Origin of the sequence: Aliiruegeria lutimaris, from assembly GCF_900099935.1 — a bacterium.
In the GTDB taxonomy this organism is placed as follows: Bacteria; Pseudomonadota; Alphaproteobacteria; order Rhodobacterales; family Rhodobacteraceae; genus Tropicimonas; species Tropicimonas lutimaris.
This window is the reverse complement of the sequence record NZ_FNEK01000037.1, coordinates 1-12,297: the sequence shown is the minus strand read 5'-3', so window position 1 is coordinate 12,297 and position 12,297 is coordinate 1. Positions and strand designations below refer to the sequence as shown.

The window sequence follows — 12,297 nt, the reverse complement described above, 5'->3', positions numbered from 1 at the left end:
CATGGCGCATGCAATCGCTCTCGGGCGTCGCGGCTTGGGGCGTGTCTGGCCCAATCCGGCTGTTGGCTGTGTGATCGTCAAGGACGGGCACGTGGTTGGCCGGGGTTGGACCCGGCCGGGCGGTCGCCCCCATGCCGAGACCGAGGCGCTGGCACAGGCCGGCTCGGCCGCGCGCGGTGCCACCGCCTATGTCTCGCTCGAACCCTGCGCCCATCACGGCAAGACACCGCCCTGTGCCGAGGCGCTGGTTTCTGCCGGTGTGGCGCGGGTTGTCTCGGCCATGACCGATCCCGATCCGCGTGTGGCAGGCGGCGGTCACGCCATTCTGCGCGGTGCGGGGATCGACGTTGTGACGGGCGTTCTGGAAGCAGACGCACGATGCGCGAATGAAGGCTTCCTGAAGCGCGTCACGCGCGGGCGCCCCTTCGTGACGCTGAAGCTCGCAAGCTCCTTCGATGGCCGGATCGCGACTGCAACGGGCGAAAGCCAGTGGATAACGGGCCCCGCGGCGCGGCGCATGGTGCACGGCATGCGCGCCTGCCATGACGCCGTTCTGGTGGGGGCGGGCACGGCGCGGGCAGATGATCCCTCGCTGACGGTGCGCGGGCTGGGCGTGGCGCATCAACCCGTGCGGATCGTGGCCTCGCGCCGTCTCGACATTCCGACCGATAGCCGCCTGTTCAACGAGATCGATGCCGCACCCGTCTGGCTCTGCCACGGGCAGGACGCGAAGGAGGCCCGGAAAGCCCCGTGGGCGGCGCAGGGGGCACGGCTGGTTTCGGTGCCGGTTCATCAGGGGCGGCAGTTGGAGCCCGAGGCGATGCTGGCCGAGTTGGGCAAGGCCGGGCTGACGCGGGTTTTCTGCGAGGGCGGCGGATCGCTGGCCGGATCCCTGCTGAATGCCGGGTTGGTGGATGAACTCGTGACCTTCACTGCTGGCCTGGGCCTTGGCGCCGAAGGGTTGCCCGGGCTGGGCGCGATGGGGATCGACGCGTTGGCGCAGGCGCCGCGCTTCCGGCTGGATCGCCTGCGGGCCGTGGGGCCGGATGTCATGGCGGTCTGGCGTCCAGAGCGGGGCTGAGCGCTCAGCGCCAGAAGGTCGTTCGGCTCGCCAGAAGCCCCTGGATTTTCGACAACAAGCGGTGTGGATGTGGTGAAAACCCTGCCTCGAGCCGCTCGACGACCACTTCCACGGGACAAGCCTGGCCAGACACCGGGTCGCGATAGCGCGGATAGCCGATCAGCGTCGCGTGCGTCAGGCCGGACAGGTTCGGCCGGGCCACGCGGCGGGCCGGCACCGGGCCGAGGTCACGCGTCAGGCCCCAACCGGCATAGAAGGGCGCGCCGAGGCAGGTGACCGGTAATTCCCGCAGAAGTGCCTCGAAGCCGAGGAGCGAGGTCAGGGTCCAGACCTCGTCCACCACCGGGAGCAGGGCCATCGGATCCGTCTCGCGCAGCACGCAATCGGCCAGCCCGCGGAGGTCCTCCTCGGCAATCGCGCCCTTGCGCAGGCCTGCTTCGACATCGGGATGAGGCTTGTAGAGCAGCACTGCGTCCGGATTGGCGGCGCGGGCCGCCTTGAGCAAGCCCATGTTACTGTTGGTCTCGTTGCAACCCAGCCGGATCGAAGCGTCGTCCTCGACCTGTCCCGGGACGAGAATGCGATGGCCTTCGGGCAGGTCCGGCAGGGCGGTGCTGCCGATATTGTATTTCGAGAGGGCAGAGCGGATCAGCCTTTGGCGAAGGCGCTCGGCGCGTTGCAGGTCCGCCTCGGACAGGTCCGCAGATGCAGAAATGAGCCGTTCGAGCCGGTTTTCGCGTGTCGGGTCGTAATAGATGCCGAGGTCATCGCGGACGAGCGACAGGGGCGGGACCAACTCGGCGCCGAGCCCGCGCGAGCGCAGGAAACCGTCTTCGACCCGGAACACCGGAACGCCGCTGGCTTCTGCCGGACTTTCGGTCTTTTCATCCAGACGCCCCGCCCAGCACAGCAGCGGCCGTGCTGTTTTCCGGGCCCGTTCCACCGCGCGCGGTCCCTCGACGAAGGCGAGCCCGCCCTTGGAGCCGAAAAACGCGCGCAGATGGTTCCGCTTCCACAACCGCATGCCGGTGGCGACATACCCATTCCGGTCTTCCCGAAAAGCACGAATGCGGGCCTCCAAGCCGTCAATGGCGTCTTCGAGGGAGCAAAGACTGTCTCTATAGGGATCATACCAGCGCGGGGCGAGGATCATGGCTGCCGCAAAGAGCTGCGCGCGCGTCAGCTTGCGCGTGCGGCGCGCGACGGGGGCTTCGTCTTCGGTCAGCCCCCATCCGGCATAGAATGGCTGGCCGAAGACGCGTGGACGGTGCCCGGCGAGGATGGCTTCGAAACCGAGCTGCGAGGAGACGGTATAAACAGCCACCGCGCCCTCCAGCAATTTCCAGGGCGAATGTGGTTCGGTGGAAAGTTCGACCATGCCCTGCGCCTGCTCGGGTCCGAAATGTCCCTGCCGGTAGCCGGCAGCCGTCTCGGGATGGGCGCGGATCAGGATGCGCTGGCCGGGATGTTCGATTTGTGCGACCGCCAGCATTTCCCGAAAACTGGTCTCAGAGGCCCCGGCATGGCGGATAGACGCGTCGCCAAGGGTTTGGTCGATCACCAGCACATAGCCCGGGGCAGGTGGTTCAAGATCTGTCCGGAAGCTGTTGTACTTGCTGATCTCAAGCTGCTTGAGGCGCGCCATGCAGGCGCGGGCGCGGTCAAGCAGTCCCGTTTCATCCAGAGGGGCCTTGGCAAGGGTCTCTTCGAGTTCGGATGGAACGCTGGAATCGAAATGGACGCCCTGGCGGTCAAGTTGCAATCCTGCGGGTGCCTCGCCCGAGCGACCGGGTTGAATCGATCGCAGAAAGGCGTCTTCGACACGCAGGATACGGGCGCCGCGCCGCGCCGCGATGGCCTCGCCGCGATGGGCGGTCGGGCTATGCCCCCAGACGCCGACCCAGTCTTCCGGTCCGGGCAGCCCGGTTGTCACCTGCCAGCCCGACAGTTCCAGGATCCGCCGGATCCGCCGGTTCAGGAAACCGCCATTGTAAACGAAAAGCCGCCGCGGAGCGGTCTCCGCGGCGGTATCAAAGCTTTGGCGCACAGGGCCGATCCTAGTTGACCAATGTCGAGTAATTTGCCAGCGGGTTGAGAGTGCCGGTGATGGCGGAAAGCGTCTTCTGCCAGCTTACGAAGGGCGCTTCGGTCACGTAGAGCGTGTCGTCGTCGCGGATGGCGAAGTCGCGGGCTTCGAACATGCCGTTCGGCTCGGTCAGGTCCAGAACATAGACGAAGCGCTGATCGCCGATGATGTCGGAACGGCCAAGCACGGCGCGGGCGACTGCCTCGGGCTCGTTGCGGAAGACGAAAACGCCGGTCGGATCGGCCAGGTTGGAGTTCAGGCCGCCCACCTGGGCCAGGGCCTCGATGGCCGAGAGGGTCTGGGTCTCGAACCGGACGCGGTTTTGCGTGCCGGTGGCGCCGAGCACGGAGAAGGCGCGCTTGTCTTCCTCGACCAGGATGCGGTCGCCGCCGCGAAGGGCGATATCGAGCCGCGGATCGGTATGCAGATCGTCGAACCAGATCTTGGAGGTCTGGCTGCCGCGCGACACGGTGATCTGGGCGATTTCGGTGGGTACGGTCACGCCGCCGGCAAGCGCGATCATCGCGGAGAGCGTGCGTGTCGGGCGGGAAATAGGATAGACGCCCTGCTTGGTGATGCCACCCATGACCGAAACCGTCGCCCCGTCGCCGGCGGCGCGGGTCACGAGAACCTGCGGGTCGGGCGTCTGGGCGTCGAGCTTCTCGGTGATGATCTGGCGCAGCCGTTCGGGCGTGTTGCCGGAGGCCTTGATGCGGCCGGCATAGGGCACGAAGATGAAACCGGAGCCATCCACCTGCACCTCTTCGAGCAGGGTGGCCGAATTGCCCTGATCGGCGAGCAGCCCGTCATCCACGTTTTCCCAGATTGTCAGCGCCAGCGTATCCCCGGAGCGGATCGTGTCGGATCCGACTTGTCCGGCATTCAGAAAGTCGCTGGAAAACCCGAGGACCGGGGTCACGGACGTGGCGCGGGTGACGCGATCATTTACGGAGACGACAAAGGCGTCGCCTTCCTTCATCACGGATCCGGAAAAGATTTCCTTCTTGCCGGGACCCGAACGTGGCAAGCCACAGGCTCCCACGGCACATGCCATGAAAAACAGGGCCGCAATGCGGGCCCAGCGGGATGTCGTTCTTTTCACTGCTCGGGCTCCTTAAACGGATTTTGCCTCAAGTTTTGCGGCTAACCCTACAAGACTCCGATAAAAAAGGAAGCCCGAGCTTCAGGCCGCCGGCAAGTGTTGCCTCCACGCCGCGTTCGGCAGGTTTCTCAGCTTGCGCTCTGGAGTTGATGACGCGGTGCGGCGGTGCCGGTCGCAAGCGCGTCATACGGGTCGAGCGGGGCGAGCATCATGTCGACCACTTGCCGCAGGAGCTGGCGTCGCCCGTCCGCCGAGTAGAAGCCGCCCGTGATCTGGGAGGTTTCGAGCAGGTAGGAGCGGTAATCTCGATAGGCGCGGCTGTCCGGTTTCGTCGGGTGGGCGAAAAAGGCTCCGATCGGCTGGGTCGAGACAAATTCCGGCTTTGCATACACGGCCTTGCCAAAGGCACGGATCGGCAGGCCGCGCCAGAGCGCCTGCTGTCCCGCGGTCGAGTTGACGGTCACCGCAGAGCGTGCGTGATCGAGCAGCGCGGCCAGCTTGCCGCCACGCACGTAATGCACCCGGTCCGGGACGTCGTGCTCCCGCGCCAGCCGCAGGACATCCTTGCGCAGCGGCGTCCGCCCGTCTTCGAGCGGGTGCGCCTTGAAGACGAGATGGTGATGTTTCGGCGCGCCCTCGGCAAAGCCGCGAATGCAGATTTCGAGGAAATCCGTCATCGTCTCGAAGGGGCCATGCTCCTGGAAGCTTGAATCATGCTCGAGCTGCAACAGCACGAGGTGATAGGGGAAACAGCCATGCGAGATGCGATGGGTGGCCAGTTTCCGGTCCAGCCAATGCGCCGGCATCAACAGCAAGCGGTTGAGATTCAGCTGGAACTCCCGGGTCACGGGCAGCGAGCGGTGTGGCCGGAAATGCGTGTAGTGGCGGTTCCGGAACATGACATGCCAGTGATAGAGCGCGCCGAACCAGACATGCTGGCGCATGTCGCCCCAATGCGCGGGCACGCCGGGCAATTCCACGTCGGATTGTTCGAGCGCCGCGCGCATCTCGTCCAGCTCCAGCGACATCAGCCGCGAATTGCCGTTCGATCCGCCGCGCTCATAGGTCACCCAGTAGGGGCGCAGATAGCCTTCCTCGAACACATGCACGGTGATCCCGCGCGCCTTGGCTATGGCCACGGCATGGGCATGGATCGGCCGGACATCGCCATAGAGGACAAGATCGGTGATCGCTTTTTGCGTGAGGATCTCGGCGAACCTGTCGGGCCAGTTCCCGGCGGGTTCGTTGTAACGGATGAAGTTTTGCCGCTCTTTCCAGAATGCTTCGTCCCCGGCATTGAAGCCGACCCGGAAGACCTCGGCTCCCGAGGCGCGGAGCTGTTCGGAGAGTTGCTGGAAGAACGGCCCATGCGGCCCCTGCAGGAACAGGAACCGGCATTCGCCGCCTCGGCGCATATGGGTCTGCACCCCGGTCACCTCTGCAATCCCATCCTTGGTTCTTCCAGACGGTTTCGGCTTTCCGGGCCGGTTTGTCACGCGTTCGTTGAATTTTCTGCATAATTCCATCGCGGCTGTGTCTTCTGTCGCGGGGGCAGCGCCGCTATGGCGCGCCCGGGCCCTCTTGCCCGCGCGCGAGCGTCCCGTTACCTGCTGGTGACGATCAACAGGAGTCGAACCCATGTTCACCGGCATCGTGACCGACATCGGCGAAATCAGGCAATTGGAAAAGCGCGGCGACCTGCGCGTGCGGATCGGCACGTCCTATGACATGGCGGGCGTCGACCTGGGCGCGTCGATTGCCTGCAATGGCGTCTGCCTGACGGTGATCGAGAAGGGGGCGGATTGGTTCGACGTGAACATCTCGGCCGAATCCGTGTCCAAGACCAATATCGGCGGCTGGAAGGAAGGCGGACGGATCAATCTCGAACGTGCGCTGAAAGTGGGCGACGAGCTGGGCGGGCATATCGTGTCGGGCCATGTCGATGGCACCGCCGAGATCGTGGCCATGGCGGATGAAGGCGACAGCACCCGCGTGACCTTCCGCGCCCCGGCGGGCCTCGCCCGTTTCATCGCGCCCAAGGGCTCCGTGGCGCTGAATGGCACCTCGCTGACCGTGAACGAGGTCAATGGGGCCGATTTCGGCGTCAACTTCATCCCGCACACCAAGGAAGTCACCACCTGGGGAGAGGCAGCCGTCGGGGACCTGATCAACCTGGAAATCGACACGCTGGCGCGGTATGTCGCCCGGCTTGCAGAAACGGTCTGATCGGCGCGCAACTCCGCGAACCCGGTCTCAAGCCGACGCTCCGCCGCTGGCGTTGCGTCCACAGGAAGCATTTTCCTGCGGTGCGCATAGGTGATGCCCAAAGCGCCGCATGCTTTCGGTGTTCTTGACGGCGTTTTCGGTTGAACCCGGGTGAATATGTCCATTTATTCGTCGGACAGCTCAGCAACGAGGTTCCGATGCAAACCATGTCTCCCACCCCCGTCCTTGATGCCGACCTCTCCGCCGCAGGGGATTTCGGCGAGCTGCCGGATTGGGATCTGACCGATCTCTATGCCGGTGCGGATGCGCCGGAGCTCAAGCGGGACATGGACTGGCTGGAGGCGGCCTGCCTCTCGTTCGCAGAGGATTACGAGGGCAAGCTTGCAGATCTGGACGCGAAGGGGCTGCTCGATTGCGTGCTGCGCTACGAGAAGATCGACATAGTCGCCGGGCGCATCATGTCCTTTGCGGGCCTGCGCTACTACCAGAACACGACCGATGGCGAGCGGGCGCAGTTCCTTGGTAATTGCCAGGAGAAGATCACCAATTTCACCACGCCGCTGGTTTTCTACACGCTGGAGATCAACCGGTTGGAGGATGAGCACCTGGAGCGGTTGCTGGATGAGAATGACGATCTCTTCCGCTTCAAGCCCATCTTCGACCGCCTGCGGGCGATGAAGCCCTACCAACTCTCGGACGAGCTGGAAAAATTCCTGCATGACCAGTCGACGGTTGGCGCGGCCGCCTGGAACAGGCTGTTCGACGAGACCATGGCCGCGCTGGAATTCGAGCTGGAGGGCGAGACGTATAACCTCGAATCCACGCTCAACTTCCTGACCGAACAAGATCGCTCCAAGCGGGAAGGGGCCGCGCGCGAGCTGGCGCGGGTCTTCGGCTCCAATGTCAAACTCTTCTCCCGCGTCCACAACACGCTGGCCAAGGAGAAGGAGATCGAGGATCGCTGGCGCGGCATGCCCAGCCCGCAAACCTCGCGCCACCTGGCCAACCACGTGGAGCCCGAGGTGGTCGAGGCGCTGCGCAACGCCGTGGTGGAAGCCTATCCGCGCCTGTCGCATCGCTATTACGATCTCAAGCGCAAATGGATGGGTCTGGATATTCTCGAAGTCTGGGACCGCAATGCGCCGCTGCCGATGGAGGACAAGCGCACGATCTCCTGGGCGGAGGCGAAGGAGACCGTTCTGGGCGCTTATGCCGGCTTCTCGCCGCGCATGGCCGAGATCGCCGAGCCGTTCTTCAACAAGGGCTGGATTGATGCCGGCGTGAAGCCGGGCAAGGCTCCGGGGGCGTTCGCGCATCCGACCGTGGTCGAGGTGCACCCTTACGTGATGCTGAACTATCTCGGCAAACCGCGCGACGTGATGACGCTCGCGCATGAACTGGGCCACGGCGTGCACCAGGTGCTGGCCGCGGGGCAGGGCGAGTTGCTGTCTTCGACGCCCCTCACGCTGGCCGAGACGGCCTCCGTCTTTGGCGAGATGTTGACCTTCCGCAAGCTGCTCGACGACACCAAGGACGATGCGAAACGCAAGGTGCTGCTGGCCGGCAAGGTGGAGGACATGATCAACACGGTCGTCCGCCAGATCGCGTTTTACGATTTCGAGTGCAAGCTGCACGAGGCGCGCCGTCACGGAGAACTGACGCCAGAGGATATCAACGCGCTGTGGATGTCGGTGCAGGGCGAGAGCCTCGGGCCGGCATTCTGCTTCATGGATGGCTACGAGACCTTCTGGTCCTACATCCCGCATTTCGTACACTCGCCCTTCTACGTCTACGCCTACGCTTTCGGCGACGGGCTGGTGAACGCGCTCTATGCGGTCTACGAGGAGGGTGATCCGGGGTTCCAGGAGAAATATTTCGAGATGCTCAAGGCGGGGGGATCGAAACACCACAAGGAGTTGCTGGCGCCTTTCGGGCTGGACGCGACGGATCCGAAATTCTGGGACAAGGGGTTGAGCATGATCTCGGGCTTCATCGACCAGTTGGAGGCGATGGAAGGCTGAGCTCTTCCTCCAATTGCCGACTCATGAAACGATCAGCATTGGCCAAACGGACTTGCCGCTCGCCCGGGGCGGAATGACAGGCGGGGGGCTTTGCCCCCCCACGCGCTCTGGTGAGCGCTCCCCCCAGGATATTTTGAGTCAGAAGAATTCAGAGGACGGTCCGGCGTTTCTTCTGACGCAAAATATCCCCGCCGGAGGCACGATCCGCAGGATCGTTCATGCGCCTCCGGGGAGTGTTCTTCTCGAAGCGTGGCGTCCCTTATTGCTGGAACACATATGTTCCGGGCGCCGCTCCGAGCGGGCGCAGGCCCTTGTCGGGCGCACCCATCGACGGCGGGTCGACCATCTCCTTCGAGCTGTGGCCGCTGAGGAAGGTTTCCCATTCCTCCCACCAGGAGCCCTGCTGCACGTCGTGATTGGCCAGCCAGGTATCGGGATCCATGTAGTGATATTCTTCCGCGCGATGCCCGATGCGATAGTGACGGCGCGGGTGGCCCGTCCGTGACAGGATGCCGGAATTATGCCCGCCAGAGGTCAGCACGAATGTGTGCTTGGCGCCGTTGAAAAGCCCGATCTTGTAGACCGATTTCCAGGGTGCGATGTGATCTTTCTCGGTGCCGACAACGAAGAATGGCGCCGCGATGTCCCGCAGGGCGATGACCTTGCCCTCGACGGCGTAACGCCCGCCCGAAAGCCGGTTCTCGAGGAAGAGCGCGCGCAGGTATTCCGAATGCATCTTGTAGGGCATCCGGGTCGCATCCGCGTTCCAGGCCGAGATGTCGAACGCCTTCTCCTGTTCGCCCAGCAGGTATTTGCGGATGGCGCGGGCAAAGATCAGGTCCTCGGCCCTCAGCGCCTGGAAGGCACCGGCCATCTGGTCCTGGTCGAGATAGCCCTGGTCCCACATCATGTCTTCGAGATAGGCGATCTGGCTCTCGTCGAGGAACATCATCACCTCGCCGGCCTCGGTGAAGTCGGTCTGTGCGGCCAGCAGGGAGACCGATGCGAACCGTTCGTCATCGTCGCGGGCCATCGTCGCTGCGGCAATCGACAGGATCGTGCCACCGAGGCAATAGCCGCAGGCATGCACCTTCTGGTCCGGCACGATGGCGGTGACCGCGTCCAGCGCCGCCATCACCCCGTCTTTCCGATAATCATCCAGCCCCACATTGGCATAGCTTGCATCCGGGTTGACCCAGGAGATGCAGAAGACCGTATAGCCCTGCGAGACGAGATACCGGATGAGCGAGTTCTTCTGGCTGAGGTCCAGGATGTAATACTTCATGATCCAGGCCGGCACGATCAGGATCGGCTCGGCATGCACCTTCGGCGTGGTCGGCGTGTATTGGATAAGCTCCATCAGTTCGTTGCGGAACACCACCTCGCCCGGCGTGCAGGCAATGTTTTCACCGATCCGGAATTCCTCCGGCATCGGCTCCTTCTCGTGCGAGATCTCGCGCACGAAATCTTCGAAGAAGTTGCGGGCGCCGGTCGCCAGGTTCTCGCCGCCGGTCTCCAATGTCTTCGACATCACTTCCGGGTTGGTCAGCGGGAAATTCGAGGGCGAGATCGCATCCAGCATCTGCTGCGTCTGGAACGCAACGCGATCGCTGGACTTGTGCCGCATGCCGCGCACCTCGGTCGTGGCGGCGGTCCACCAGTCTTCCAGCGCGAGGTAGCTCTGCTTCCAGGCATTGTAGGGCGGCGTGTTCCAGCCTTCATGGGTAAAGCGGTTGTCGCCCTTGCGCGGCTCGAAGCCACCGCTCAGGCCCATCATGCCAAGCCAGAGCTTGCGGGTGTTCTCTACGGCTTTCTCAGCCAATTCCTGCTGGCGGCCGGGGGCTTGGGCGATGTGCTTGGCCCAGTCCATCCACGCAGCGTGGGAGGCATTAACGGAAACGCCATTGGTCAGCTGCGCATTCTTGGCGCGGATCGAACGGTCGATATTCTGGTATCGCCGCTTGGCGGCCTGAGGCGCGGCGAGGCTGGGAACCTTGGGCTTCGGCGCGGGTCTGGCCGGCACGTTCGCGGCCGGAGCGGCGGACGTTGCCGGAGCCTCGGCGGAGGTCCGGGTCTTGGCGGTGGGAGTGCTCGTCATGGATACCTCGTGATATTCGCCGTGATGCTGCACTGCCGAGTCGGAGCGCCGCAATGCAGCGTAGATGGTTATCATCTGGAATTTTTCCAATGTAACTGCGACGAAGCTTCACCGTTAGCGCAACATCTTGCCGAGTTTCGCGGACGGGCGCGCCTTGTGCCGTCAGATCGGGCAAGGGCGTGGCGAAGCGACACTCCCGCGGCAGGCGGCTGTGTTTTGACATGACCCGCAGAGTGACCGAATGTGTTGCAGCGCCCGCGCCGTCCGGCCGGGGGCAGGCCAGATACGGAAGGAAGTTCGGCATGAAGATCATCCGATGGGGCATCCTGGGGGCGTCGAAATTCGCCCGTGAATACATGGGACCGGCGATCCACGCCGCCCGCGGCGCACAACTCGCCGCGCTGGCAACCGGTTCACCCGATAAAGCCGCCGAGTTCGAAGCGCTTTTCCCCGGTATCCGGGTGCATGCAAGCTATGACGCGCTTCTGGACGATCCGGAGATCGACGCGGTCTATATTCCGCTGCCCAACAACCTCCATGTCGAATGGACGAAGAAAGTCCTCGCCGCCGGCAAGGCGGTGCTGTGCGAAAAGCCCATTGCGCTCGCCGAAGCGGATTTCGACCAGCTTATCGCAGCGCGCGATGCTGCCGGCCTGCTGGCCGCCGAGGCCTATATGGTTGTTCATCACCCGCAATGGCAGCGGGCAAAAGCGCTCGTGGCCGAAGGTGCGATCGGACAGTTGCAGCATGTCCACGGCGCTTTCTCCTACAACAATCCCGACCCTGCCAATATCCGCAACCAAGCAGTCACCGGTGGCGGGGCGCTGCGCGATATCGGGGTCTATACGCTTGGGACAGCGCGCTTCGTCTCTGGCGAAGAGCCTGTGTCAGCCCATGCGAGCATCACCTGGGTGGACGGTTATGACACGACATCACACAGCCTGCTGAAATTCCCCTCCTTCGAGATGAGCATGATGCTCTCGACCCGGCTCGCGCCCTATCAGGAGATGGTCTTCCACGGCGATGCCGGGTTGATACGCCTGGCGTTCCCGTTCAACGCAAATGTCCATGGCGAGGCGCAACTGGAGTTGATCACCGGCCACCAGACGCGTGTCGAGCGCTGGCCGGGCGTGAACCATTACGTGCTCCAGGTGGAGAATTTTGGAGAAAGCCTGCGATCTGGCGCGCCCTATCCGTGCCCGCTCGAATTCAGCCGCGGAACGCAAGCCGCCATGGACATGATCTTCGCCGCCGACCCGGCACCTTGAGAAAGGGTCGGTTTATTTTCGGTGAAATGCCTGAAATTGACAGGGGGTTAGAGAGGCCGGGATTGAACTTCGGTGCATTTGGTGAACGGTCGCGGTCAAAGATGCTGCAGCCCGATCAACCGGTGCCCGGCCACCTCCTGCCGGTCAAGATTGGCAATTTCGTCTTGGAAGGGATGGGCGCCCTCGATACCTGGCAGGGCGCCAACGACCGTGTGCCCTGACGCGCGATCGGGTCCCGCAAACGCTCCAAGACGGGCGGCGCAAATGTCACGAAGCCCCCCAAGTTCGACAGTTGGAGGCGCGATTTGGTGTCCTTGGCTTGGCCGGCTTCAATGAATTCAATGGGTTGTGAGTTATGACAGGACGGAATCCGGGAGGTTCTGTTGTGGCACGCTGTATTTACAAAGCGTCTTTA

8 protein-coding genes are annotated in these 12,297 nt (G+C 63.6%); 4 read left to right on the top strand and 4 right to left on the bottom strand.

Features of this window, described 5'->3' with window-relative positions:
- Window position 1 precedes the first annotated feature (1 nt).
- Window positions 2–1,081 carry a bifunctional diaminohydroxyphosphoribosylaminopyrimidine deaminase/5-amino-6-(5-phosphoribosylamino)uracil reductase RibD gene (ribD, locus tag BLR85_RS16700; RefSeq protein WP_093158852.1) on the top strand — a complete coding sequence of 360 codons (1,080 nt, stop codon included), beginning with the start codon at window positions 2–4 and terminating at the stop codon, window positions 1,079–1,081.
- A 4-nt stretch (window positions 1,082–1,085) separates the two neighbouring features.
- Here ribD and BLR85_RS16695 read toward each other — a convergent pair whose 3' ends face one another.
- From BLR85_RS16695 to BLR85_RS16685, 3 genes are all read right to left on the bottom strand, one after another.
- Window positions 1,086–3,128, bottom strand: coding sequence for a capsular polysaccharide biosynthesis protein (locus BLR85_RS16695; protein ID WP_093158682.1), 2,043 nt, complete (start codon window positions 3,126–3,128; stop codon window positions 1,086–1,088).
- 10 nt (window positions 3,129–3,138) lie between these two features.
- Window positions 3,139–4,269, bottom strand: a complete 1,131-nt coding sequence (locus BLR85_RS16690) for a polysaccharide biosynthesis/export family protein (RefSeq protein WP_425284489.1) — start codon at window positions 4,267–4,269, stop codon at window positions 3,139–3,141.
- A 128-nt stretch (window positions 4,270–4,397) separates the two neighbouring features.
- Window positions 4,398–5,684 carry a capsule biosynthesis protein gene (locus tag BLR85_RS16685; RefSeq protein ID WP_093158843.1) on the bottom strand — a complete coding sequence of 429 codons (1,287 nt, stop codon included), beginning with the start codon at window positions 5,682–5,684 and terminating at the stop codon, window positions 4,398–4,400.
- Between the two features lie 223 nt (window positions 5,685–5,907).
- Here BLR85_RS16685 and BLR85_RS16680 point away from each other — a divergent pair, with 223 nt between their 5' ends.
- Window positions 5,908–6,495, top strand: a complete 588-nt coding sequence (locus BLR85_RS16680; RefSeq protein ID WP_093158677.1) for a riboflavin synthase — start codon at window positions 5,908–5,910, stop codon at window positions 6,493–6,495.
- 206 nt (window positions 6,496–6,701) lie between these two features.
- Window positions 6,702–8,516: a M3 family oligoendopeptidase gene (locus tag BLR85_RS16675; RefSeq protein ID WP_170844607.1), complete on the top strand. Its 1,815-nt coding sequence runs from the start codon at window positions 6,702–6,704 to the stop codon at window positions 8,514–8,516.
- Between the two features lie 259 nt (window positions 8,517–8,775).
- Here BLR85_RS16675 and BLR85_RS16670 read toward each other — a convergent pair whose 3' ends face one another.
- Window positions 8,776–10,689, bottom strand: coding sequence for a PHA/PHB synthase family protein (locus BLR85_RS16670; protein ID WP_244520757.1), 1,914 nt, complete (start codon window positions 10,687–10,689; stop codon window positions 8,776–8,778).
- Window positions 10,690–10,916: 227 nt separating this feature from the next.
- On the opposite strand from BLR85_RS16670, the gene BLR85_RS16665 reads away from it, so the two are divergent.
- On the top strand, window positions 10,917–11,882 hold the full coding sequence (locus BLR85_RS16665; protein WP_093158668.1) for a Gfo/Idh/MocA family protein: 966 nt from the start codon (window positions 10,917–10,919) through the stop codon (window positions 11,880–11,882).
- Window positions 11,883–12,297 lie beyond the last annotated feature (415 nt).

What these genes read in the sequence shown, in the direction of transcription:
- ribD (WP_093158852.1), top strand. Translation starts at nt 2, where the DNA reads ATGGCGCATGCAATCGCTCTCGGGCGTCGCGGCTTGGGGCGTGTCTGG.
- BLR85_RS16685 (WP_093158843.1), bottom strand. Translation starts at nt 5,684, where the DNA reads ATGCGCCGAGGCGGCGAATGCCGGTTCCTGTTCCTGCAGGGGCCGCAT.
- BLR85_RS16680 (WP_093158677.1), top strand. Translation starts at nt 5,908, where the DNA reads ATGTTCACCGGCATCGTGACCGACATCGGCGAAATCAGGCAATTGGAA.
- BLR85_RS16675 (WP_170844607.1), top strand. Translation starts at nt 6,702, where the DNA reads ATGTCTCCCACCCCCGTCCTTGATGCCGACCTCTCCGCCGCAGGGGAT.
- BLR85_RS16670 (WP_244520757.1), bottom strand. Translation starts at nt 10,689, where the DNA reads ATGATAACCATCTACGCTGCATTGCGGCGCTCCGACTCGGCAGTGCAG.
- BLR85_RS16665 (WP_093158668.1), top strand. Translation starts at nt 10,917, where the DNA reads ATGAAGATCATCCGATGGGGCATCCTGGGGGCGTCGAAATTCGCCCGT.